This window comes from Streptomyces kronopolitis, from assembly GCF_014646275.1.
Taxonomy (GTDB): domain Bacteria; phylum Actinomycetota; class Actinomycetes; order Streptomycetales; family Streptomycetaceae; genus Streptomyces; species Streptomyces kronopolitis.
The window spans coordinates 20,554-43,930 of the sequence record NZ_BMND01000021.1 but is presented as its reverse complement, the minus strand read 5'-3'; the positions used below and the strand labels follow the sequence as shown (position 1 = coordinate 43,930).

The following is a 23,377-nucleotide window of genomic DNA, read 5'->3' as shown; positions in this document are numbered from 1 at the left end:
TCCAGGGACATGACGCCTGCACATGATCGGGTGGGACGGGCCGGCCCCGACATCGCCGTTTCGGCCAACCTCCGTCGGGTCGGCCGGACCGGGGTGCCGGGGGAATCGGATTGCGGGCATGGGGCAGGTACGGGGGTCACTCGACGATCAGGCGGCGTTCGGGCAGTACCACCGCGTCCAGGGCGGTATCGGTGAGCAACTCCAGTGCGTCGTCGAGGTGGTTGAGGAGGGGCCGGCCGCCGCCGTTGGCGCTGGTGTTGATGAGGACGGGCAGCTCCGTGCGGGCGGCGACCGCGTGGCACAGCCGGTGCAGCAGGGGCTGCGCGTCGGGCCGTACGGTCTGCAGGCGCGCCGTGCCGTCGATGTGCCGCGCCTCGGCGAGCCGCTCGGCCCGGTCGGGCCGTACCCGCACCGCGAACAGCATGGTCTCGGTGTGGTCCAGGGGGCCGGTGAAGTACTGGTCGGCCAGCTCCTCCGGGCAGATCGGCGCGACCGGCCGAAACCACTCCCGGTTCTTGATCGTCTGGGAGACGTAGCGGCGAGCGCCGCTCCAGTGGGCCGAGACCAGCAGCGAGCGGTGGCCCAGCGCCCGCGGTCCGGTCTCCAGACCGCCCTCCAGCCAGGCCACGCACCGCCGTTCGGCCAGCAGGTCGGCGACCGCCCGGACGAACTCCTCGTCGTCGGCCGGGCGACGCAGGGACAGCCCGAGGGCGCCCAGCCGCCGCCGCAGGCCGTCCGCCGCGGCCGCCTCGTCACCGTCGCTCTCCCCCGCCCCCAGGCCCTCCAGCGGCGGACCGGCGTAGGCGAGCGACGCCCAGCCCGAGCGGCCCAGCAGGGCCGGACGTTCGGCCGGTTCGGCGACGGCCAGCGCCGCGCCCAGCGCGATCCCCGAGTCGTCGCAGCAGGTCGGGATGGACACCCGGGTGAACTGGTCGCATTCGGCGAGGCGGCTGTTGGCGGTGATGTTGAGCGCGCAGCCGCCCGCGTAGCAGAGCGTCGCGTAGCTGGGGAAGCGCCGGCTGATACCAGTGACCAGCGAGGTCAGGTCCCCCTCGACGGCGGTCTGCAAGGTGGCCGCCAGATCCCGGCAGACGCGCTCGTCCGGGGAGGTGCCGACGGGGGTGCTCCGCCCGTCCGCGGTGCGGATCTCGTCGGGGAAGACCGAGCCGAAGGAGTGCACGACATCGTCGTCCGAGGAGTCCGCCAGGCCCGCGTCCAGATAGCCGCCGCTGTACGGGTCGTACTCCCACCAGGTGTCGGCGTAGCGCAGCGCGCTGCCGGTCAGCCGGTCCTCGTCGAGCTGCTCGTACAGATCCGGCGAGGCGCGCCGGGTGGACTGCGGGACGAGCATGGCGCGCAGGACCGGCAGCAGGGCGTCGTCGGTCTCCCCGGTGGCCGACAGCCCGAGCAGCTTGCCGGTGTCGAACTGGCTGCCGTGGACGCGCCGGGCGAGCGCCTCGTAGACCAGGCCGAAGCGCGGGCCGGTGCGGTTGGTGAAGGACATCACCGGGGTGAGCCGGTCGCCGTCGCCGAGGCAGACCATGCCGCACTCGGCGTAGTTGCCCGTCCCGTCCAGGGCCAGCACCAGGGCCTTGCGGGCCCCGGAGGTGTAGTACGCGAGGGCGGCGTGCGCGTAGTGGTGGCGCACCGCGGTCAGCGTGATGTCGCCGAACCCCTTGGCCAGCGGCCAGTCCACGGGCTTGAGCACGCGGGTGACCGCGTCGGCGAGGCCCGTGCCGCCGGTGGCCGTCCAGCGGGCGTCCTCGTTGACGAGTTCCACCAGAGCCGGCGGCAGCACCCGGCACACCGGCGTGTACCAGTCGGCCACCGCGATCCCGGTCACCGGGCCCGCCGCCCGCGCCCGCAGCTCCGCCAGCCAGGCGGCGGCGGCCGGTGGGAAGTCGCCGTTGCCGCCGCACACATGGCGCAGCCCCAGGCGGCGCTCGGCCTCGATGACGCGGTAGCCGCCCGCCTCGGTGAGCGCGGCACCCGCGTCGTGGCCGAAGTGCATCCCAATGATTGCCATGGAACCAGTCACCCTTCCTCGGCCCGGACCGGGGTCGTGGGGCCGGGTCGTGGATCGGCGGCCCGCCTCGCGCGGGGGCGGGCCGTGGTGGAGAGCGTCGGGGGCCGGCTCAGGACAGCGTGGCGAGGCTCTGGGCGTGATGGCGCTCCAGGAGGCCCTGCACCACCTCGCGCATGTAGGCGCAGTAGCCGGGCGACATCACCTGGATCGAGCCGTTCTCCTCCTCCAGCGCTCCGGCGGAGCCGCCCGAGCAGGTGCCCTGGAGCTCGCAGCCCTGGCAGCCGGGGCCGTTGGTGTAGGCCCGCATGCCGTAGTCCTGGTAGGCGGGCGAGGAGAAGATGCCGCGCCAGTCGTCGATGGTGCCCAGCTTGCGGGCGGTTGCCTTGCAGGCGAAGACGCTGCCGTTGGGCTCGATGGAGAGCTGGCGGCCCACCGCCGGGCAGGTCTTGTAGTCGGCCTGCTCGGCCCACTTGGCCTCATCGATGATCATCTGGAAGGTCTGGTACCAGTAGCCGCTGAGCTGCACGCCGCGCGCCCGCCCGTAGTCGACGGCGGCCAGCAGCCGCTGCGCCACGTCGTGCGGGCTGTGCTTCTGGAAGAACTCCTTGGCCTGGAAGGACACGATGACGTCCAGGCTGTCCAGACCGGCCTCGGCGACGAAGTCGATGAGCGGGGTGCCCCACTTGTCCCAGGTGAACTGGGAGAGCACCGAGGTGATGCTGACCGGGACGCCCGCGGCCTTCATGTCGAGGATCGCCTTGCGGACCACCTCCCACGAGGTGCGCTGCTGCTGCCCGCCGCGGAACTCGCCGGTCTCCGGGACCAGGTAGTCGATGGAGACGGTGGTGTCGACGCGGTGCCTGGCGAGCGCGGCCAGCAGTTCGTCGTCGATGCGCGAGCCGTTGCTGGTCAGGTCGTAGGAGAGGGTGACCCCGTCGTAGCGGTCGCCGAAGGTGCGCAGCACGTGCAGGATGGTGCCGCGCGCCAGGGTGGGCTCGCCGCCGAAGAACGACACCGTCAGATGCCCGCCGCCGTTGGCCTTGCGCAGCTCGATGGCCTCCTTGACGGTCTTCTCGGCCACCTCGTGCGACATGTGCATCGAGGGGTTGCGGGCCTCGTCCGCGCCGTGGTTCCAGTCGCCCTTGGCGAACGTGGGGCCCGAGTCCTGGCGGGTGGGGCCGGTGACCTCGCGCGAGCGGCGCAGTTCGACCAGCACCGGCCCGGGCTTCACCGACTCACCGGAGGTGTTGCGCTCCTCGACGCCGCCGTCGAAGTTGTACGCGAAGCAGCCCTGGCAGGAGAAGTTGCAGGCGTTGGTGAGCACGAGCTGGATGGAGGAGTGGAACACCCCGCTCCCCAGGGCGCTCCGCCGGCTCTCCAGCAGGCCGTCGATCTCCGCGGCCTCGTCGTGGCCCGCCTCGACGAGGAACCGGGCCGCGACGAGGTCGCGCAGCGCGTCGTCGTCCGCCCGCTCCCGCAGCCGGTCCCAACTGACGCCCTGGGAGGCGTCCTTGAGAAGTTCGACGATGTCCCGGTCGATCAGCCGAGCATTTCCGAAGAGCGCGTGAAAAGCTATGGTCCGCTCGTCGTCCTCATAGGAATCGAGGCGGCCTCCGAACGACGTGAAATCCCGGTTGCCCGCGGCACGCAGGGTACGGACGTAGCGCGAGGACTGGTACATCGAATTCTGCATGGCTGAAGACTTCTCCCTGCGTCGCACGACTTCCGACGCGATACGGCACGGCCCTGGTGCGGCGTTCGGCACGGCGTCGGTGAAAAGGGCCCCGGGTGCGGAGCCGTGGGACGCGGACCGGCCCCGGCCCTCGGCCCGGCCCGCGCGACTCCGGGGCCCGGCCGGTGGGCGGGGCCCCGGGAACCTCAGCCCTTACTGGGCCGATGCACACTCGTTCCGCTGCTCGGCGGGGGCCGGGACGGCCTCCGCCTGCTTGTGGGCGGGCGTGATGGTCGGGGCGTTGCCCTTGTCCGGCGAGACGAACGCACACGGACGGGACGACGCGGTGACCGCGGGGCGAGCAACCTTCTTGACTTCGGCCATATGGCCTCCTCAGTAGGTGCGAAACAACGCGTTCCACTGAAGCAGAAGAAAACACCACGCAATAGGTCTGCTACCGGACACGGTGAGAAAAGCGCAGAACTCCGGGGCGCACAAATGGGAATTGATCCTTCACCATTCTCCGCAGGCCACTCCAGCTGCCCCTTTACCGGCGCACCCCCGCGCGATCCGCCGCTTTCCGATCACCGCCGAACGCCTTTCACCTGCCCCCGCGCGAGGCGAATTCCGGCCAGGAGCGCGGTGGCGCGGAGCCGAACGCGACGGGCACGACGCGCACGACCCGGCGCGCGGCCGGCCGGTCCTCGGGGCGCGCAGGGCGTAGGGGGTTCCACATCGATGGCTCGACGCGGGCGGGCGGTGTCGGCCGGTGCTGATCCTGCCGCTGACGGGCCGGGGAGGAACCGGACGGCGACGCTCGCGACCTGCCGGGCGGCGCGGCTACCGCGGCGCCGAAGGCACCGGCGAGGCCCCGCGTTCACGTTCGGGTGCAGGCTGCGGGACCTTGTCCGGGGCGGGCGGTGGCGGCGGTTCGGGCTTGGGGTGGACAGGATCCTGGGGGCCGGGCGGCGGCTCGGGCGCATCGGGCTCCGTCGGCCGGCGCGGGCCGTCCGGCGCCGGACCGGTCGCCGCTCCGCTGTCGAGCGTGAGGTCGTTCATCCCTTGCCACCCCTTTCGCCACCCTGCCGCGTGCGCGACCACTCCAGGATCGCCGCATCTTCGTCGGACGGCTCGTTCAGCACCACCGGCTGAGCCATCACCACGTTCGGCCTCCTCTCCGTTGTCGTGGCAGATGCCGTCGCCGACACCGCTTCGGACGCCGTTCGGCTATGGCTGCGGGTGCCCCCTTCCCTGTGGGGTACACCTGAGCTGAGCTGCGTAGAAGCTGCCGCTACCGGAGCGCCCCTCAGCCCGCTTTCCCGGCGGCGGAGAAGTACGCGCGGGAGGCGGGCAGGAGGAGGACCACCGAGATCGCAGCGGTGAAGATGTCCGGGGCGTAGGAGGAAAGGATGCTCCAGTCGAGGGTGGCGAGCCCGTTCATGCTCATGTCGTTGAGCGCGAACAGCAGATAACCGGCGCCCACCACGATCATCGCCCACCGGGCCCCGTTGCGTCCCCGGCGCATCCACACGGCGCACAGCAGCCACGCCGCGGAGAGCACCGCAAGCACCGCGGCGGACAGGCACAGCTGAAGGATCGCGCCCGACAGCCCCGAGTGTTCCTCCAGTTGGCGAAAGCCGGTGGGAGGAATGACGAACACGTCCAACACCCAGCCGCCGAATTCGAGGAACACGGTTCCAAAGGCCGCCTTGAAGGCGATCTCCACCTCGTTCGGGGGCTGGATGCGGCCTGCCGTGGCGCGGATCATTCTCTCCCTCTCGCGGAGGTGCGGGGGCGGGGTCCTCTTGCGAGCCCCTACGGAGACCTACGGTCCCTACGGGCCATTACGGTCGGTAGCCAAGACGGTGGGCATCGGCTCCGGGTTCCACCGGTCGCCGCGCGGCCCGTACGGAGCGCCCGCGGGAGATCCCGTAAGGGCACCCGTACGACTCGCGCCTGAGTGATGCCTCATCAGAGGCGTGTCCACACATGGTGATTGGTCCGTGTGGCGCCTCGCCCCCGGCCCCGACCAGCACCGGCCCGCTCGATTCGGTCCGGCGCCCCGACCCCCCGCCCGCGCCCCGCCGCGATCGGTCAGAACTGCAGCGCGTCGGCCGCCGAGTCCTGCCAGTAGGTGACCGAGGCGTTGTCGTCCTTGTACGTACCCGTGGGCAGGCTGAGGGTCACCGGCGCACCGGTCGAACCGGAACCGCTGCGCGGCGCGAAGTACACCGTCAGCTTCCGGGCGGTGCGGCCGTGTTCACCGCCGGCCGCGCTGCTGAGCAGGACGCCCGCGTACGCCGACCGGCCCGGGGCGAGCGTCGCCACGGCCTGCGGCTTGCTGTCCTGGTTGACCTGCGTGGCGGACTGGTCCCCGTCGAACCGCAGGGCCGGTGCGAAGTAGGCGTTGCAGGCGCGGGAGCCCTTGTTGGTGATCGTCAGCAGCAGGTGGTTGATGGGGCGCGGCACCTTGGTGATCACGGCGGTCACGTTGTCCCCCGTACAGGCATCGGACGAACCGGAACCCTTGCCGGGAGCCTTCCCCGCGGCCGGGCTCTTCGCCAGGGCGGAGTTCTTCCCCGCACTGGGGGCCGAATCGGTGCCGCTGTCATTGCCAGTGCCAGTGCCGGTGCCGGTGCCGTTGTCCCCCGGGCGCGCCGTGGCTCCTTCGGCGACGGCCTGCCCCGGTGAGCGGGCGTCCGACGACGAGCCGTCACAGGCACTCAGGGACAGCGCGGCCAGGGCGGCGGCGGTCGCGGCGACGGCGGTACGGGGGCGGATACGGATGCGGAACATGATCTGCGTTCCCTTCCCTTCACTTGTGGAGATGTCGTGATGGTTGTGGTGCTGCGTGTGACGTACGGAGGGCTGGGTCCGTGTGGCTGGGGGGATGGGTTTGTACGTGCGGGGGCGACGGTCCCTACCGGAGAGGTCTCAGTTTCCGTCGAGCAGTGAAATGACGATCGCAACGCAGGCGATCAGCACAGCGAGGGCGACAACATCGCTGAGACTCGGGCGGGTTCGCATGGCTCTTCCGTCTCGACGGCACTGGACACAGCCTGCGAGACGGTCACCGTCGCGCCAACCGATCCTGGATAATGAGAGAAGCTGGAACGCCGATAAGGGCCTTGACCAGGGGAATTGACCCTTCCCTGGAACGGCTTCCTGGAACGGCGGAATGAACAGGGGGATCAGGTGGCCTCAGAAGCCGAAGGATTCGCGCACCTGCTGCGCCGACTCAAGGAGCGCTCCGGGCGCAGCTACGGCGCCCTCGCCGGGCAGTTGCACATGAGCGTGTCCACGTTGCATCGCTACTGCAACGGCGACGCCGTACCGGTGGACTTCGGCCCCGCCGAACGCCTGGCAAGACTGTGCGGGGCGAACCGCGAGGAAATGGTGGAGCTGCACCGCCAGTGGATCGTCGCGGACGAGGGGCGCCGCCGCGGACGCGCGACATCCGCCGCGGCGGCGGCAACGGCAGCGACACCCACGGGACCACCGTCGCGCGGCGCCGGGTCGGGCACACCGGCGGGCACACCGGCGGGCGCACCCGCACGCTCCGGAACGTCGGCATCCGCCGCGCCGGAGCCGAACTCCCCGCAGGCGGAGGGCTCGTCGGATGGCCCGGACGACGCGGACGACGCGGGCGCTCCGACCCCCGTCACCCCCGCCACCGCCGAGACCGTCACCACCCCCGGCCCCCCAGAGCCGCCCCGTTCAGCCACCTGCACCACCCCGAACACCGAAAGAGACACCGAGACCGCCACCACCGCCGCCGCACCCACCGGCAGACGCCTCCGCTTCGCCCTCGCCGCCCTCGCCCTGGTCTGCCTCTCCGTACCTGCGGCCATGGCCCTCGAAGGAGGAACGGTGAGCAGCAGCGGCAGGGGCTCGCGTACCGCCGCGGACTCTCCATCCGCCGACGGCCATCCCACCGCGACCGCCAAGGCGGGCCCTGCGCCCGGCCCTTCCGCCTCGAAGCACTCCCCCGCCCACGGCGACAAGCACAAGCCGGACTCCGCCGCGTCGGCCCGCCCGGAAGTCTCCGACGCGAGCCGTCCCTCCACGGGAGACGACGAGGTAGGGAAGGGCGGCGGCGCCGCGCCGCACATCGGCGTCAGCTCGTACAACTGGGACGGGCCCTGCGGCGTCGACTACCTGCTGCAGCAGGAACCGGAGCGCGTCCCGCCGCCCCCCGCGCCGCAGGACAGCCGCGGCTGGGCACGCGCCCTGGGCGGCGTCGACGGCGGCAGTCTGCCGCTCCAGCTCACGGCGACCGGCGCCTCGGACGAGGCCGTCGTCCTCACCTCGCTGCACGTCCGGGTGGTGAGCACGGATGCCGCGCTCCCCTGGACCGCCTATTCGATGGGCGACGGCTGCGGCGGCGGAGTCACCCCGCGCAGCTTCGACATCGACCTGGACAACGCACGGCCGACGGCGACCCCGGTGGCCGGCCGGGACGGCGATGTCAAGGTCCCCGCGAAGAACTTCCCGTTCAAGGTGTCCACCCACGATCCGCAGGTCCTCAACCTGACCGTGCACACCGAGGGCCACGACGTCAGCTGGTATCTGGAGGTCGGCTGGAGCAGCGGCAGCCGGCAGGGAACCGTGCGTGTCGACGACGGCGGAAAGCCCTTCCGCACCAGCGCCATCACCGGCCACGAGCAGCTCACCTACTGGGCGACCAAGCACAAGTGGGTGCCCAAGTAGGCGGCACGAGTCGTGGCGGCACCGCTGCCCCTGCCAGGGCGGCGCCCGGACGGTCAGGCCCTGCCGACGAGTGACCGCGCCGCCGGGGACTCCCACCTGATCTCGCCTTCGTGCCGGTGCCCGGTAGGGGCCAGGCCGGCCGCGGCGGCAACGGCGGCGGACGCGTGATGATCCGGATGAATGTGGGCACGGATCACCCGCACCCCCTGCTCCCGCAGCCCGCGGACCAGCCCTCGTGCCGCCTCGGTGGCAATACCGCGCCCTTGCCACGCGGACCCGACCACCCAGGCGACCTCGGCCACCTCACCGCACGCCTGGGCAGTGACCGTTGCCTGCACCGTCCCGGCCAGGCGCTGCTCCGCGCGGACCCGGATCACCCAGTTCCACCACGTCTGCGAGGGGTCGGGCGAGCCGGCCACCAGGCGTGCGTACCGTGAGCGCAACGCCGGTGCGGCGTGCGGAACACCCCCGATGAACGCGTGAAGAGCCGGATCGGAGAGCACCTCGGCCATCTCGTCCGCGTGCTCCACGGCGAGCGGCACGAGGCGCAGCCTCCCGGTCTCGATGGCCCGGGCCTGCATGGCGTCCACGCGGTCTCCTGTCCCCCTCCCGCCCCACTGCTCCTGCTTCCGCTTCTGCTGACGGCGCCCCGAAGTGTCCCGCTCAGCGGTCGCGGCGCGGTAGTCGCCAGCTGGTCAGGACATCCTCCGTGGTGGTGACGGTGGCGACCAGGGAGAGGGTGTTGCGGAGCATCACGGCGGTGTATTCGGCGGGCACCCCGGCGATGGCATCCCCGGGGACCACGGCCGTGTAGCCGAGGTTGACCGCGTCGAACACGGCATTGGGGATCGCCACATTCGCCGACACCCCGGTGACGACGAGCGTGCGGCACCCGGCATTGCGCAGCAGCGCGTCCACCTCCGTGCCGGCGATCGGCGAGAGGCCGTGCAGCCGGCGCACCACCAGGTCGTCCTCCGTCACGGGAATCGGATCGGCGACCCGTACCGCCGTGGATCCGGCGAGCTGCTGGACGGGCAGCCGCTCCGCCGCCCGGAAGAGGCGGGCGTTGCGGCTGGCGCCGCGGCCGTCGGGACGGCGTTCGGCGATCGCGTGCAGCACCTGGACGCCGGTGTCATGGGCGGCCGCCACCAGCCGGGCCACGTTGGCCAGCGCCCCCGACGCGCGGGCCGCCGCGGCCAGTTCGGGCAGGGCGCCGTCCGGGCCGACCACACCGCGCTGGCACTCGACGGTCAGCAGCACCGTCGAGGCCGGGTCCAGTTGCGCGGCGAGCCGCGCTGCGTCCGAAGGCATCGCATTCCCCTCTGGCGGATCCGGTTCCCCGACGGGCCCGTTCACGGCGGGTGAGAGTAGCGGGCATTGCGCACACCAGGAAGACCCCGCATGATTCCTGACACCCAGTCAGCCAATGGGGTGCAGGGTGCGGGGAAACGGGGCAGTGCCCCATGGGCGGGCACACGGCGGAGGGCGGGACGGATGGCCGGCACACAGCGGCGCGGGCGCCGGATCATGATGACGCGGGGCGAACTCGACGCGTTCCTCGGGGCGCAGCGCACCTGCCGGGTCGCGACGGTCGGCGGGGACGGCACACCGCACGTGGGGGCGCTGTGGTTCGTCTGGGACGGCACCGCGCTGTGGCTGTACTCGATCACGCGCAGCAAGCGATGGGCACAGCTGCGCAAGGACCCGCGGATCGCGGTGGTCGTCGACGACGGGCACGAGTACGGCGAGCTGCGCGGCGTGGAGCTGACCGGCCGGGTGGACTTCGTCGGGGAGGCCCCGCGCACCGGCGAGCACTGCCCTGAACTGGACGCCCCGGAGCGACTCTTCGCCGAGAAGTACTTCGGGATGTCCCGGATGCCGCACGACGGCAGACACGCGTGGCTGCGTCTGACGCCCGAGGCGGTGGCGTCATGGGACTTCGCCAAGATCCCGGGGGGAGCGTGACTGCCCCGGCGCGCGGGCCTCGGCGAGGCGCGAGCGCCGATGAGGTGCGGGTCCCGGCCAGGTGAGGGCCTCGGCCTGGTACGGGCCAGGTGGAAGCCCCGCCCGCCGAAGTTGATCTCCTTCCGCAGATCGCATTGTCAGTGGTCTCTGCGAGAGTGGTGTCCGTCAGCCCGATCCGTGCCGGCAGGGGTGCGGAGGCGGGACGGCCGGTCGTGACGGGCCGGGCGCCGACGAGGACGAAGGAGATCCGGTGAACGTGCTCTTCCCCGCGCTGCGCGATGCGTCGCCCGCCCCCGCGCTGCGGTTCGGCGACCGCGCGCTGAGCCATCAGCAGCTGGCGTCGGTCGCGGGCGCGCTCGCCGAACGGATCGCCGGCGAGACCCGTGTCGCGCTGTGGGCCACGCCGACCCTGGAGACCTCGGTCGGTGCGGTGGCCGCGCTGCTCGCGGGGGTGGCCGCGGTGCCGGTGAACCCGAAGATCGGCGAGAGCGAGCTGGCGCACATCGTGGCGGACAGCGCGCCCTCGCTCGTGCTGGCCGAGCCGGGCGCCGATCTGCCCGGGCCGCTCGCCGCGCTCCCCCGTGTCGACATCGAGGCCGCCGTGCCGCCCGCGGGAGTGGGGCCGGCTCCGCTGCCGGCCGAACCGGGCGACGAGGCACCGGCCTTGATCGTCTACACCTCCGGCACCACCGGGCCGCCCAAGGGCGTCGTCCTCCCCCGGCGCGCCCTCGCCCACACGCTGGACGCCCTGGAGGACGCCTGGCAGTGGACCGCCGACGACGTCCTGGTCCACGCCCTGCCGCTCTTCCATGTCCACGGCCTGATCCTCGGCATCCTCGGCCCGCTGCGCCGCGGCGGCAGCGTCCACCACCTGGGGCGCTTCAGCACCGAAGCGGTCGCCCGGGAGCTGTCCGCGGAGGGGACCATGCTGTTCGGCGTGCCGACGATGTACCACCGCCTGGCCGCCGAGGCCGGGCAGGATCCGGTGCTCGCCAAGGCGCTGGCCCGGGCCCGGCTGCTGGTCTCCGGCTCGGCCGCGCTGCCCCGGACCGATCATGAACGGATCACGGCCGCCTGCGGCCGTCGGGTGATCGAGCGCTACGGCATGACGGAGACGCTGATGAACACCAGCGTGCGGGCGGACGGCCCGGATGCCGTCGGCACCGTAGGGGTGCCCCTGCCGGGGGTCTACGTCCGCCTGGTCGACGACGCGGGCCAGGCCATCGAGGCGGACGACGCGGAGACCGTCGGCGAGATCCAGGTCCGCGGCCCGAACCTGTTCGTCGAGTACCTCAACCGCCCGGATGCCACCGCCGCGGCCTTCGACGGCGGATGGTTCCGCACCGGCGACATGGCGACCCGTGACGCCGCCGGGAACTACCGCATCGTGGGCCGCAAGGCGACCGACCTGATCAAGAGCGGCGGCTACAAGATCGGCGCGGGCGAGATCGAGAACGCGCTCCTGACGCACCCCGGGGTCGCCGAGGCCGCCGTCACGGGCGCCCCGGACGAGGATCTCGGCGAGCGGATCGTCGCCTGGATCGTGCCGCGCACCGGGCCGGACGCGGGGCCGACGCCCTCCGGCGAGGAGCTCGCCGAGCATGTCGCCCGCCAGCTGGCCCCGCACAAGCGCCCGCGCACCGTGCACTTCCTGGACGCCCTGCCACGCAATGACATGGGCAAGATCCTGAAGCGTGAGCTCCGTGTCTGACAACGGGCGCGGCGAGGCCGCGGAGCGCGCCGGCCCGGCCGCCGCGCCCCTGCCCTGCACACGACTGACGGCCCGGCAAGCCATCGCCGCGGTCTCGGAGGCGTACACCGAGCTGACCGATCCGGAGGGCCCCGGCTCACCGGCCACGGCCTCGCGCGCACCGGCCGCGGCGGCATTCCCGCCGGACGGCCCGCTCGGCTGGCGGGGCTACGACGAGATGCGGGCCCGCGCCCACGCCCGGACCGGCGAGCACGAGTCGGTGGTCACCGCCCTGGCCACGATGGGCGGCACGCAAGCGGTGGTGCTCTCCTTCGAGTTCCGCTATCTGGGCGGCTCCCTGGGCGAGCGCACCGGCGACCGCCTGGAGGCCGCCTACACCCTGGCACGCGAGCGCGGGCTGCCCGTCGTCTCGCTGATCGCCACGGGCGGCAGCCGGATGCAGGAGGGGATGCGCGCGCTGGCCCAACTCCAGCGGGTGGCAGCCCAGTCGGCACGCAACCGCGCCGCGGGCCTGCCGCAGATCGCCGTGCTGCGCGATCCGACGACCGGCGGCGGCTGGGCCACCCTGGGCGCGGCCGCCGATGTCATCCTCGCCCTCCCCGGGGCACAGGTAGGCTTCGCCGGCTCCCGGGTACGCCCCGCGGACGCCGACCCCTACGCATACTCCGCCGAGGGACAGCTGGCCTCCGGACACCTCGACGCCGTGGTCCCACCCGACCGGCTCCGCGCCACGCTCCAGCACTGGCTGCACCTGCTGTGCGGGGCAGGCGGGGCAGGCGGGGCAGCGGGGTCGGGCGAGTCACGCGCAGAAGATGCGTTGGCACCGGCGCCCTTGCCATCCGCGCGTGGCGTTCCGGGGCTGCCGGAGAGCGGGTGGGGTGCGGTGGCCCGCGCCCGCGAGCCCCGGCGGCCGCGCGCCGAGGCCTATCTGCGGGCCTATTTCGACGACCGCCAGGAGATCAGCGGCGACCGCTGCGGCGGTGTCGACCCCGGCATGCGGTGCGGATTCGGCCGCCAGCAGGGGCGCACGATCGCCTTCGCCGCGCAGTGCGGCACGGCCACCCGTCCGGCCGGATTCCGCACCGCCGCCCGCCTCATCCGGTTCGCCGACCGCCTGGGCATACCGGTCCTCACCCTCATCGACACCCCGGGAGCCGCCAATGACGCGGCGGCCGAGCGCGCCGGGGCCGGGGCGGCCATCGCCGACGCCTTCGCCGCACTGGCCACCGCCCGGGTGCCCGTCACGTCCCTGCTCATCGGGGAAGGCGGTTCGGGCGGCGCACTGGCGCTGGCCGCACCGGACCGGCTCTGGGCCACCCCGGACAGCTACTTCTCCGTGATCGCCCCGGAGCTGGCCGCGGCCATCCTCAAGCGCGACCCGGCACAGATCCATGAGACCGCCGACCAACTCCGCATCCGCCCACAGGATTTGCTCGACCTCGGCGTCATCCGCGGCATCGCCCCACCGGCCTGAAACCCCTGCGGCGGCCGGCGCCACTCCCGCCTCAGCAGCCCTCCACCCTCTTGCCGGCCACCCGGAGCGCCTCCACCGCGGCCCGGATCGACGGCCTGCGGTCGGCATCCGCGCGCCAGATGGCATAGACATGGCGGCGCATCGTATGGCGTACGGGCACCACGCTCACGCCCTCCGGCACCGGCCCGCGCCCGAGCCGCGGTGCCACCGCGATCCCCAGCCCCGCCGCGATCAGCGCGAGCTGGGTGTGATGCTCCTCGGCCATGTGCGCGATACGCGGCTCCACCCCCTTGCTCCGCAGCGTGAACATCAGCCAGTCGTGGCAGAACTCGCCCTGCGGCCAGGAGATCCACTCATCGTCCGCGAAGTCCTCCAGCTCCACGGACTGCCGCCCGGCCAGCGGATGGGTGGACGGCATCGCCACATCGGCCGGATCGTCCAGCAGCGGCGCCTTGGCCAGCCCCTCGGGCAGCGACAGCGGCCGGTTGTACCAGTCAAGGACGACCGCCAGATCGAGATCGCCGCGCACCACCCCGCGCACCGATTCGTCCGGCTCCATCTCCGTCAGCCGCGCACGCAGCTGGGGATGCTCGGTGGCCAGCGTGACGAGCGCGGCCGGGAAGACTCCCCGCGCCGCGGTGGGGAAGGCGCCGAGCCGCAGCTCGCCCACCGCCTGGCCGCGATGCGCCTCCAACTCGGCCTGCGCCAGCTCGACCTGGGAGAGGATGCGCGTGGCGTGGTCGGCGAGCAGCCGTCCGGCGTCGGTCAGCCGCACCCCGCGCCCGTTCTTCGCCAGCAGCGGCTGACCGGTCTCCCGCTCCAGCTTGGCGATCTGCTGGGAGACGGCCGAGGTCGTCACATGGAGTCCGTCAGCGGCCGCACTCACCGAGCCATGGCGGGCGACCGCACTCAGCGTCCGCAGGCGATCAAGGTTCAACATATAAGCGATGCTAAGCGATACCGGGCAAGAATTCTCGCTTGTGCTACGAAGTTGCACCCCCGATCGTGGACACCATGAGCACCACTCCCGGCGCACCCACCGCCTCCGCCACGCCTTCCACCGCCCAGCCCGGGTCCGCCGGGACCACCGCCGACCGGCACCCCACACCGACACCCACTCCGGCTCCGACTCCGACCGCGGTGCCCCGCAGCGCCGGATCCGTACCGGCCGCGAAGCCCGCCCGTCGGGCTCTCGGCTGGCCGGTCCGTTTCGCGGTGCTCTCGCTGATCTGGGGCTTCAGCTTCCTGTTCATCAAGGTGGGCACCCAGGGCTTCGCGCCGCTGCAAGTCACCCTGGGCCGGGTAGTGTTCGGCGCACTGGTGCTGCTGGCCATGCTCGCGCTCAGGCGTGAGCGGCTCCCCCGCTCCGGGCGCACCTGGGGCCATCTCGCCGTCGCCGCACTCTTCCTGAACGTGCTGCCGTTCTCCCTCTTCGCGTACTCCGAGCTGACCATCCCCTCCACCCTGGCCGGGATCTGCAACGCCACGTCCCCCCTCTGGGGCATGGCACTGTCGGTGGTCGCGCTCTCCGAGGACCGGCCCACCCGGCGCCGGGTCGCGGGGCTGGGCATCGGATTCCTGGGCGTGCTCACCGTGCTCGGCGCGTGGCAGGGCTTCGCCGGCACGGATCTAACCGGCACCGCGATGGCCCTGGGCGCCTCGCTCTGCTACCCCATCGGCTGGATCTACGTCCGCCGCACCCTGGCGGGCAGCGGGCAGTCCCACCTCGCGATGTCCAGCGCCCAGCTGCTGCTGGCCGGCGCCCAACTCGCCGTGCTGACACCGCTCTTCACGACCGCTCCGACCAGCCTCCCCCTCCTCCCGCTGCTCGCCGTCTTCGCGCTCGGCGCGCTGGGCACCGGCCTGGCTTTCCTCCTCCAGTACGGACTGGTCGACGAGGTCGGCCCCACCACCGCGCAGATGGTCACCTACTTCGTCCCCGTCATCGCCACCGCGGCCGGAGTACTGCTCCTGCACGAACACCTGAGCTGGAACACCCCGCTCGGCGCCCTCATCATCCTGGCCGGCGCCGCCCTAACCCAGAGCAAGCCCCGCACCCGCCGCTCACCGTCCACCCGCTCCGGCCCCACGACGGGCTGACCCGCCCCGACTCCCCGCATCGGACGCGCTGCACCTTGCACCTCCCCCGCAAGAGGCACACGCCTGACAGGGGCACGCGACCGGCGGCGACGCACCCCCGAACACGCCGACCGAACCGACCACACCGACGCACCGACCGCCACGGTGCAGGACGCCGGACACGAGGGGGCAGGGCACCGGACACGAGGGGGCAGGGTCCAGGATGCAGGGGCAAGGCGCCTGACACGGGTTCCAGAGGCGCAGGACCGGGAGCAAGCCACAGGGGGTGCGGGGCCCCAGGAGCGCACCACACAAGCGGGCGACGCGGGCCCACCACTCCTACCCCCTCCTTGCGCCACTCCTGCAAACCCAGCCGCCCACGACGGCAAGACCCGCCCGACACACCCTCTCGCCGCCCCAACCCCCGTCCCACGCCCAGAGTTTCCGCCGACACCGCACCAACCCCGCCCCAAGTCCGAGGGTTTCCACCGCCCCGATACAGAACCCGTCACGACGGCGGGCAGCCCCCCCCCCCGGCCCTGACCAGCACCTGCCCCGCTCCCCCTCATTCGTACCGCCGCGTCACTCGTACCGCCGCGCCTCCCCCGGCCCAGTCGCCGCGGCCACGGCGTCCGCCATAGGAACGATGTCATCGTCGGAGAGGCAGGAGACGGTGATGCGGATACCGGGCGGGCTGTGCAGCCGGAAGCGCGCCCCGGGGGCCACCGCCCAGCCGGCGTGCAGGAGGCGGGACACCGCGCCGGTCTCGTCCGGGACCTGCACCCAGACGTTCATTCCGCTGCGGCCCCGCGCGCGCACTCCGCGCTCCGCCAGCGCCCGTATCAGCCCCTCCCGCCGCCGGTCGTACGCACCTGCCACCGCTGCCGGATCGATCGCGGACGTCCGCCACAGGTGGGTGACCGTGTCCTGGAGGAGATGGCTGATCCAGCCGGGGCCGAGGCGCTGCCGGCCGGCCACCCGGTCGACGGTCAGGGCATCCCCGGTGAGCACCGCCAGGCGGAGATCCGGGCCGTACGCCTTCGCCGTCGACCGGACCAGGGCCCAGTGGTCGGTGACGCCGGAGAGCGGATGGAGCGGGAGATCTACGATGCCATGACCATGGTCGTCCTCGATGAGGAGGACGCCGGGTTGCCCGGCCAGGAGGGTGCGGAGTTCGGTGGCGCGGGCACGGCTGACGGCCGCACCCGTGGGGTTCTGCGCCCGGTCGGTGACGATGACCGCACGGGCGCCCTCCTGGAGGGCACGCGTCAACTCCCCGGGCAGCGGCCCCTCGTCGTCCACCCCGACCGGCGCGGGACGCAGCCCGAGCGCCGGAATGAGATCCAGCAGACTGCCCCATCCGGGATCCTCCACCGCCACCGTGTCACCAGGCCGCAGATGGGCGGCGAGCACCCGCTCGATGGCGTCGAGCGAGCCGCTGGTGACGGCGACCGGCCCCGCCGGCACACCGTCCGCGGCGAAGGCCGCGCGCGCCAGCGCCGCCAGCTCCTCGTCCACGGCCGGCGTGCCGTAGAGCGCGGGGCGCCGCGCGCTGTGGGCCGCGGCCTCGGCCAGGGCCCGCTCCAACGGGGGCAGCAGGGCGGGGTCGGGGTTTCCGTCGGACGCGTCCCGGACCCCGGGCGGGGCCTCCACCCGCAGGGTCTCGCGCGGTGCACTCGCGGGCCGCGGGCGCACCCGGCTGCCGCGGCGGCCCGCGGTTTCGATCACCCCGCGGTCACGGAGCGTGCGGTAAGCGGACGCGACCGTATTGGGATTCACCTCCAAGTAGACCGCCAGCTCCCTCAGCGGGGGCAGGACTTCGCCCGGCTGGAGCTCGCCCGCACCGACGGCTCGCTCGACACTGGCGGCAATCTCCGATGCGCGCCGCCCTTCGATCCGATACTCTCCTAGCACAAACATGATTATGCACTAGTGCAATGGAGTTCGCAATGTCCTCAGCCGCGTCGTACGAACCGACCGAGCGCACGACCCCCACCCGCGCCCGCGAACGCGCCGCCTACGACCACGAGACGGTGCACGCGATCCTCGACGCCGGCTACGTCTGCCATCTCGGCTTCGTCCGTGACGGCTCCCCGGTCGTCCTGCCGACGCTCTACGGCCGGGTCGGCGACCGCCTCTATCTGCACGGTTCGACGGGATCCCGCCCGCTGCGGATGGCCGGCGCGGCGCCGGACCCCGGCCTCGCGGTCTGCGTCACGGTCACGCACGTCGACGGCCTGGTCCTCGCCCGGTCCGCCTTCCACCACTCCCTCAACTACCGCTCCGTCGTGGTGCACGGCACCGCGCATCAGGTCACGGACCCGCAGGAGAAGACAGCCGCGCTCGACGCGCTCGTCGACCACGTGGTGCCGGGGCGCGCCGCGGACTCCCGGCCGGGGAACGCCAAGGAACTGGCCGCCACCTCCGTGATCCGCCTCGACCTGCGCGACGTCTCCGCCAAGATCCGCACGGGCGGCCCGAACGACGACCCGGAGGACCTGGCCCTGCCGTACTGGAGCGGCGTCCTGCCCGTGGCGCCGGTGTACGGCGCTCCCATACCGTCCGACGACCTCGCGCCCGGCATCCCCGAGCCGGCGTATCTGACCGCGCGCTGAGGAGCCGCCGTGCTGATCCACCCCTGGGACGCCCCCACGGACGACGCCGAGTGGCAGGGCTGGCTCGCCGCGCACGACTTCGGCCAGCTCGCCGCCAACGGGCCGCCCGGCGAACCGCCGCTGGTGCAGCCGCTGCACTTCGCCTACGACCCGGCCCGCCGCGAGGCCGTCACCCACCTGGCCCGCCCCCACCCCCTGTGGAGCGCGCTGGAGCAGCGGCCCGCGGTGGTGCTGAGCGTGGTGGACGACTACACCTTCATCCCCGACCCCTGGCAGGCGGCCGAGGACCAGCCGCCCGAGCACGGCGTCCCCACCAGCTTCTACGCCGCGGTCCAGCTGATCTGCACCGCCCACATCGTGGACGACCCCGAGGAGAAGGCGGCGCTGCTGCGACGGCAGACGGGCCACTTCCAGCCGGACGGCGGTTCGGCCCCGGTGGTCGCGGGCGAGGCGCCGTACGGACGACTGCTGTCCGGCATCCGCGGCTTGCGCCTCGAAGTGCGGGACGCCCGCGCCAAGTTCAAGTACGGCGGCAAGCGGAGCGAAGCCGTCCAGCAGCGCGTCTCGGCGCGCCTCGCCGAACGGGACGGCCCCGGGGACGCCGCGGCCCGCGCCCACCAGCAGCGCCGATTGGCGAGGGCCGAGCGGCCCACGGAAGCACCCGGGACCTGAACAACGCCCCGGGGCCGGGCGCCCTGGCTCCACCCGGCCCCGAGGATGCCCGGCCCGGCAGCGCGGACCGGGCGCCTCCTCAGCCGGCCGCCGGCGTCCCGGACCGTGCCGCCGCCATCGCCCCGCGCGCCTCCGCCACCGCCAGCGCGGCAACGGCCGTCAGCAGCACCCCGGTTCCGGCCGCCGTCGCCGTCGTCAGCCGCTCCCCCAGGAACGCGACCGCGAGGACCGCCGCCGACACCGGCTCGATCAGGGAGAGCACGGAGGCGGTCGCGGCGCGGACGGCCGCCAGCCCCGCGAAGTACAGCCCGTAGGCCAACGCCGTCGGCACCGCCGCGATATAGCCCAGCAGCAGGAGACTGCGGCCCAGCTCGTGCGCCTGCGGCCACAGCCCCTCCGCCGCCGCGAACGGCAGCAGGCACAGCGCACCGACCGCGAAGGCACCGACCGTCGAGGCGAACGGATCGCCGCCCCCGGCCCTGCCCAGCCGCCGGGTGGCCAGCGTCATCGCGGCGCACCCGGCCGCCGACAGCAGGGCCCAGCCGACACCGGCGGGACGGACGGTCGTACCGCCCTCACCGCCGAGCACGAGGATGGTGAGCCCGGCCAGCGCCCCGACGACCGCCAGGACCCCGCCGAGTCCCAGCCGTTCGCCCATCGTCAGGCGCGCCCCGATGGCGATGAGGACGGGGCCCGCGCCCATGGTGACGACGGTTCCCACGGCCAGCCCGGTGGCCTCGACCGCGGCGAAGTAGGCGGCCTGGAAGACGGCGAGGGCGACCCCGGTCACCACGACCCGGGTCAGGCGCCGGCGCAGCGGCTCGTGGGGAGTCGGCGCGGCGGCCGTGGCCCGGCGGCGGCGCAGCGCCCGGACGGCGAGCAGGAGGAGCAGCCCGCCGAAGGTGCGCCAGAAGGTGAGGGCGACGGGGCCCAGACCGCTGCCCCGGTAGAGGAGGGCGGCCGCCGCACCGGCGGTGCCCCAGGCGGTCGCGGCGAGTGTGACGTACAACAGCCCCCGGCCCACGGGCAGGGCGGAGGGAACAGTGGCATGCATGAGACTGGTGCTCCGGGAAATCCAGGACGGCGCGGTGCGCCGTGGAGTGGTCGCGTGGTCCCGTGTGCAGACAGCGACGACCGGCTCGGGTACCTGCCCGGGCCGGGGTTTCCTCGGAGGCCGCCGCCCGCCTTACGCGGCGGGAGGGGGCAGCACAGTCGAATGCATGATCGGCACTCTACGTCGCCCGGGATCCGGTCGACAAGTCGTCCCCGAAGCCGCTGCCGGGCGCCGCGGCGGTCGGCAGCACCGCAGGTACGGCATCCTCCGCAGCGTCGGCGCCCTCCCCCGCCCCGGCCACCCGTACCGTCCCGCTCGTCCGCGACTTGGCCGACTGCGCGATGAAGGCGCCGGTCAGCACCACCAGTCCGCCCGCCAGCTGCGGTGCGGAAAGGTGCTCGCCGAGCAGGAACCAGGCCAGGACGGTCGCGATGACCGCCTCCAGACAGGCGACGACCCCGGCCACCTGGGGCGAGAGCCGGCGGATCGACACCACGCCAGTGAGGTAGGCGGCCACCGTCGCCACCAGCACGATCCAGGCGAGCAGCAGCGCGGCGGGCACCTGCGTGCCGTTCATGTCCGCAGCGCCACCGAGCAGCTGCCAGTCCATGCCCCAGGGGCGGGCGATCGCGGTGAGGACGACGGTGCCGATCAGCAGGCCGTAGGCGGTCACGCCGAGCGGGTCGGCCGCGTCGTCGCCGTCGGTGCCGTGGTCGGAGAGCACGAAGTAGCCGACCTGGCAGCAGGCCGCGCCGAGCGCGAGGGCCAGGCCGACGGCATCGAAGCTCAGCCCCGACCAGACCTCGACCACACACGCCAGTCCGCCGACGGCCAGCACCACACCGACCGCCGCGGCCCGGGTCACCGGCCGCTTCTGCACGAACCTCACCCAGCCCAGCACCAGCGCGGGGGCCAGATACTCGACGAGGAGGGCGACCCCTACGGGGATGCGGGACAGCGCGGCGAAGTAGCAGGCCTGCACACCGGCGACGGCGAGCAGCCCGAAGCCCGCGAGCAGGGCGGGCCGGCGGCGCGGCAGTTCGCGGTGGCGCCAGGCGAGCGGCAGCATGACCAGCGCCGCGCCGGCCACCCGCAGCCAGGTCACCTGCAAGGGTTCCAGTCCGGCGGATATCAGGGGTTTGGCGGCGACGCCCGAACCGCCGAAGGCGAGGGCGGACACCAGCGCGATGCCCAGACCGGCACCGCGCTTTCCGGCCATACCGCCGCGGCCGCCCGCCCCGGAGGCGGACGACGGCTGCCGGGTCCCCCGCGACGCCGAAGCGGTCTGGCCGTGCCCGGTCGAGGGACCTGCCGGGCTCTCCGAGGAGTCGTGCATCGGGTCATCATGACAGCCCAGGTCAGGAGCGCCACCCCCGAGACGCCTGTCATTCCCGGCCGGGGGTCTCCCCGTCCAGTCGGGCGGCCAGCCGGCCGGTGTCGACACCGGCCCGGTGCAGCACCTCGACGGCCCGGGATTCGGGGTCGTCGACCAGGGCGGCGAGCAGATCGAGACAGCCCGCACGGGTCGCATAGCGCGCGTGCGCCCGGTCCAGGGCGCCGTCCATGGCGGCGGCCGCTGCCGGTGACCACCCGGGGACACCGCCCTCCGCGACGGTGGGGACCGCACCGGAGTCCTCGATGGCGCCGAGCCATCGCAGGCCGTAGCCGATGCTGCGCTGGACGAGATAGCCGAGCAGCCGGGCGACCTGCGGTCCGCCGTCGAAGGCCGCGCGCACGGCGGGGTCCGACTCCAGGAGGCCGTGCAGCAGATGTGCGGTGTCGACCTGCCGGTCGCCGTCGCGGGAGGCCCGCCTGCGGGCAGCGGAGACGACCGACGCGAGCTCCACGGTGAGTCGGTCGCCGGGGTCCTCCGGAGTGGAGCCGTCGCCGGCGCTGTACGCAGTACGGTTTTGCACAGCTCCCATGCCACCAGCCGCCGGGCGCCGGAACATCACCGGCGGGAAGCATGTCCGCATCCCACGCTGGTTGGGCACGCCCGCACCCGACCTCCTCCTCACGGAGGAGACGGACGGAAAGGTAAAGGTGGGACACGCCGGGCAGCGCACACCCCCGACCTGCCTCCTCCCGGCGCCCACCCACCCCACCTGACGGGTTGCCAGAATCCGCACGCCGCCGGTATTGAACCTTCACCCCCGCCCCGCTACCTTCCGCGGCAGCAGCCAGGGTCCGTCACCGAAGGGGTGCTCGCATGGCCGAAGTCACCGCACAGGCCCGCATCGAAGCACCGGCCGGCACGGTCTGGGACCGGCTCACCGACTTCGACACGTACGGCGAATGGAACGCCACCCACACCGCCTTCCCCCGGGGCGGCCCGTTCCCGCTCGAGGTGGGCGCGGGCTACGAGGAGCACATGAAGCTGATGGGCTTCCCCGCGGAAGTCGCCTGGACCGTGCGGGAGCTGGAGCCGGGGCGGCTGCTCGGCATCGAGGGCAAGGGCCCGATGGGCGTCACCCTCATGATGCGCTACACACTCACCCCGGACGGCTCGGCGACGGAGGTGCGGATCGCCGGGACGTTCACCGGCGCCGCGGTCTCCCTGATGGCCGGCAAGCTCAGGGACTCGGCGGGCGCCGCGCTGCACGAATCACTGCGCGGGCTCGCCGCCCTGGTGGCCTGAGCCTTCGGGGGCCGAAGGTCCGCCCCCGCCCCCGAAGGCCGCCCACCAGGCCTTTCACCGCGCACTCAGTCCTCTTCGGCGAGGATCAGATACAGCTCCTTGCGCGCCTTGTTGACCACCGCCATGGCCTTCTCCCGCTGTTCGGGACTGCCGGTGGCCCACACCTGCCGGAACGCCTCGACCAGGCCCCCGCCCGCCTTGCGGATCTCGTTCATCGCCTCCCAGTCGACGCCGCGGCCGGCCTCCTCCCAGGGAGCGTCCGAGCCGCTGTCGGCCTCGGTGCGCCCGGCGTCGGTGAGCGAGAACAGCTTCTTGCCGCCCTCACTGGCGCTGGCGATCAGCCCCTCGTCCTCCAGGAGCTGCAGGGTCGGATAGACCGAACCGGGGCTGGGCTTCCACGCCCCGCCGCTGCGCTCGGCGATCTCCTGGATCATCTCGTAGCCGTGCATCGGACGGTCCTTGAGCAGCGCCAGGATCGAGGCGCGCACATCGCCGCGCCGCGCCCGGCCGCGCGGTCCGCCACGCCCCCGGCCGCCGCCGAAGGGCGGGCCCCCGAAGGGCGGCCCGAACGGGCCGAAGGCGGAGCGCCGCCGCTCCCAGCCCCCCGGGCCATCACCGTGGCCGCCGTGCCGACCGGGCCCGCAGTACTCATGCCGACGCTCATGTCCGTGTTCATGTCCTTGGGAACGCATGATGACGTCCTCCCTCTCACTATCTTTGATCGGTCGCGATGCCTCAACGATATATCGGGACTGTTCGCC

At 73.1% G+C, this 23,377-nt stretch carries 21 protein-coding genes; 8 read left to right on the top strand and 13 right to left on the bottom strand.

Annotation, left to right across the window (positions count from 1 at the left end):
* Nucleotides 1–136 precede the first annotated feature (136 nt).
* The 5 genes from IEY78_RS21800 to IEY78_RS21780 form a co-directional block, all read right to left on the bottom strand.
* Nucleotides 137–2,026, bottom strand: coding sequence for a carbamoyltransferase C-terminal domain-containing protein (locus IEY78_RS21800; protein ID WP_229700104.1), 1,890 nt, complete (start codon nt 2,024–2,026; stop codon nt 137–139).
* 109 nt (nt 2,027–2,135) lie between these two features.
* Nucleotides 2,136–3,719: a radical SAM/SPASM domain-containing protein gene (locus IEY78_RS21795; RefSeq protein ID WP_189100820.1), complete on the bottom strand. Its 1,584-nt coding sequence runs from the start codon at nt 3,717–3,719 to the stop codon at nt 2,136–2,138.
* Between the two features lie 192 nt (nt 3,720–3,911).
* Complete coding sequence (locus tag IEY78_RS21790) at nt 3,912–4,082, bottom strand: hypothetical protein (protein ID WP_189100818.1); 171 nt, start codon at nt 4,080–4,082, stop codon at nt 3,912–3,914.
* A 922-nt stretch (nt 4,083–5,004) separates the two neighbouring features.
* A complete protein-coding gene (locus IEY78_RS21785; protein ID WP_189100816.1) occupies nt 5,005–5,466 on the bottom strand; it encodes a hypothetical protein in 462 nt (153 codons plus the stop codon).
* 326 nt (nt 5,467–5,792) lie between these two features.
* The gene (locus IEY78_RS21780) at nt 5,793–6,494 is read right to left on the bottom strand and encodes a DUF4232 domain-containing protein (RefSeq protein ID WP_189100814.1); all 702 of its coding nucleotides are present in this window, start codon (nt 6,492–6,494) and stop codon (nt 5,793–5,795) included.
* A 399-nt stretch (nt 6,495–6,893) separates the two neighbouring features.
* Between IEY78_RS21780 and IEY78_RS21775 the strand changes: the two genes are divergently transcribed.
* Nucleotides 6,894–8,408 (top strand): transcriptional regulator, encoded by a 1,515-nt coding sequence (locus IEY78_RS21775; protein ID WP_189100812.1) that lies wholly within the window; start codon nt 6,894–6,896, stop codon nt 8,406–8,408.
* A gap of 53 nt (nt 8,409–8,461) precedes the next feature.
* Here IEY78_RS21775 and IEY78_RS21770 read toward each other — a convergent pair whose 3' ends face one another.
* The gene (locus IEY78_RS21770; protein ID WP_229700103.1) at nt 8,462–8,998 is read right to left on the bottom strand and encodes a GNAT family N-acetyltransferase; all 537 of its coding nucleotides are present in this window, start codon (nt 8,996–8,998) and stop codon (nt 8,462–8,464) included.
* Between the two features lie 73 nt (nt 8,999–9,071).
* A complete protein-coding gene (locus IEY78_RS21765) occupies nt 9,072–9,719 on the bottom strand; it encodes a cysteine hydrolase family protein (protein ID WP_189100811.1) in 648 nt (215 codons plus the stop codon).
* Nucleotides 9,720–9,902: 183 nt separating this feature from the next.
* Between IEY78_RS21765 and IEY78_RS21760 the strand changes: the two genes are divergently transcribed.
* The 3 genes from IEY78_RS21760 to IEY78_RS21750 all read left to right on the top strand — a co-directional run bounded on the left by IEY78_RS21760 (nt 9,903) and on the right by IEY78_RS21750 (nt 13,558).
* Nucleotides 9,903–10,373 (top strand): pyridoxamine 5'-phosphate oxidase family protein, encoded by a 471-nt coding sequence (locus tag IEY78_RS21760; RefSeq protein ID WP_189100809.1) that lies wholly within the window; start codon nt 9,903–9,905, stop codon nt 10,371–10,373.
* Between the two features lie 250 nt (nt 10,374–10,623).
* Nucleotides 10,624–12,084: an acyl-CoA synthetase gene (locus IEY78_RS21755; protein ID WP_189100807.1), complete on the top strand. Its 1,461-nt coding sequence runs from the start codon at nt 10,624–10,626 to the stop codon at nt 12,082–12,084.
* 82 nt (nt 12,085–12,166) lie between these two features.
* The gene (locus IEY78_RS21750) at nt 12,167–13,558 is read left to right on the top strand and encodes a carboxyl transferase domain-containing protein (RefSeq protein WP_189100947.1); all 1,392 of its coding nucleotides are present in this window, start codon (nt 12,167–12,169) and stop codon (nt 13,556–13,558) included.
* A 31-nt stretch (nt 13,559–13,589) separates the two neighbouring features.
* Here IEY78_RS21750 and IEY78_RS21745 read toward each other — a convergent pair whose 3' ends face one another.
* Entirely contained in the window at nt 13,590–14,498 is a 909-nt protein-coding gene (locus IEY78_RS21745) for a LysR family transcriptional regulator (RefSeq protein ID WP_189100805.1), read from the bottom strand.
* A 74-nt stretch (nt 14,499–14,572) separates the two neighbouring features.
* Here IEY78_RS21745 and IEY78_RS21740 point away from each other — a divergent pair, with 74 nt between their 5' ends.
* The gene (locus IEY78_RS21740) at nt 14,573–15,658 is read left to right on the top strand and encodes a DMT family transporter (protein WP_189100803.1); all 1,086 of its coding nucleotides are present in this window, start codon (nt 14,573–14,575) and stop codon (nt 15,656–15,658) included.
* Nucleotides 15,659–16,219: 561 nt separating this feature from the next.
* On the opposite strand, the gene IEY78_RS21735 is transcribed toward IEY78_RS21740, so the two are convergent.
* The gene (locus IEY78_RS21735; protein WP_189100801.1) at nt 16,220–17,551 is read right to left on the bottom strand and encodes an aminotransferase class I/II-fold pyridoxal phosphate-dependent enzyme; all 1,332 of its coding nucleotides are present in this window, start codon (nt 17,549–17,551) and stop codon (nt 16,220–16,222) included.
* 35 nt (nt 17,552–17,586) lie between these two features.
* On the opposite strand from IEY78_RS21735, the gene IEY78_RS21730 reads away from it, so the two are divergent.
* Both IEY78_RS21730 and IEY78_RS21725 read left to right on the top strand, forming a co-directional pair.
* Nucleotides 17,587–18,252 (top strand): pyridoxamine 5'-phosphate oxidase family protein, encoded by a 666-nt coding sequence (locus IEY78_RS21730; RefSeq protein WP_189100799.1) that lies wholly within the window; start codon nt 17,587–17,589, stop codon nt 18,250–18,252.
* 9 nt (nt 18,253–18,261) lie between these two features.
* Complete coding sequence (locus tag IEY78_RS21725) at nt 18,262–18,924, top strand: FMN-binding negative transcriptional regulator (RefSeq protein WP_189100797.1); 663 nt, start codon at nt 18,262–18,264, stop codon at nt 18,922–18,924.
* Between the two features lie 79 nt (nt 18,925–19,003).
* Here IEY78_RS21725 and IEY78_RS21720 read toward each other — a convergent pair whose 3' ends face one another.
* The 3 genes from IEY78_RS21720 to IEY78_RS21710 all read right to left on the bottom strand — a co-directional run bounded on the left by IEY78_RS21720 (nt 19,004) and on the right by IEY78_RS21710 (nt 21,894).
* Nucleotides 19,004–19,978, bottom strand: a complete 975-nt coding sequence (locus IEY78_RS21720; protein WP_189100795.1) for a DMT family transporter — start codon at nt 19,976–19,978, stop codon at nt 19,004–19,006.
* Between the two features lie 178 nt (nt 19,979–20,156).
* Nucleotides 20,157–21,197 carry an EamA family transporter gene (locus IEY78_RS21715; protein ID WP_189100945.1) on the bottom strand — a complete coding sequence of 347 codons (1,041 nt, stop codon included), beginning with the start codon at nt 21,195–21,197 and terminating at the stop codon, nt 20,157–20,159.
* A gap of 166 nt (nt 21,198–21,363) precedes the next feature.
* The gene (locus IEY78_RS21710) at nt 21,364–21,894 is read right to left on the bottom strand and encodes a Clp protease N-terminal domain-containing protein (protein WP_189100793.1); all 531 of its coding nucleotides are present in this window, start codon (nt 21,892–21,894) and stop codon (nt 21,364–21,366) included.
* A 293-nt stretch (nt 21,895–22,187) separates the two neighbouring features.
* On the opposite strand from IEY78_RS21710, the gene IEY78_RS21705 reads away from it, so the two are divergent.
* Nucleotides 22,188–22,616, top strand: a complete 429-nt coding sequence (locus IEY78_RS21705; protein ID WP_189100791.1) for a type II toxin-antitoxin system Rv0910 family toxin — start codon at nt 22,188–22,190, stop codon at nt 22,614–22,616.
* Between the two features lie 65 nt (nt 22,617–22,681).
* On the opposite strand, the gene IEY78_RS21700 is transcribed toward IEY78_RS21705, so the two are convergent.
* Nucleotides 22,682–23,308, bottom strand: a complete 627-nt coding sequence (locus IEY78_RS21700; RefSeq protein ID WP_189100789.1) for a PadR family transcriptional regulator — start codon at nt 23,306–23,308, stop codon at nt 22,682–22,684.
* Nucleotides 23,309–23,377 lie beyond the last annotated feature (69 nt).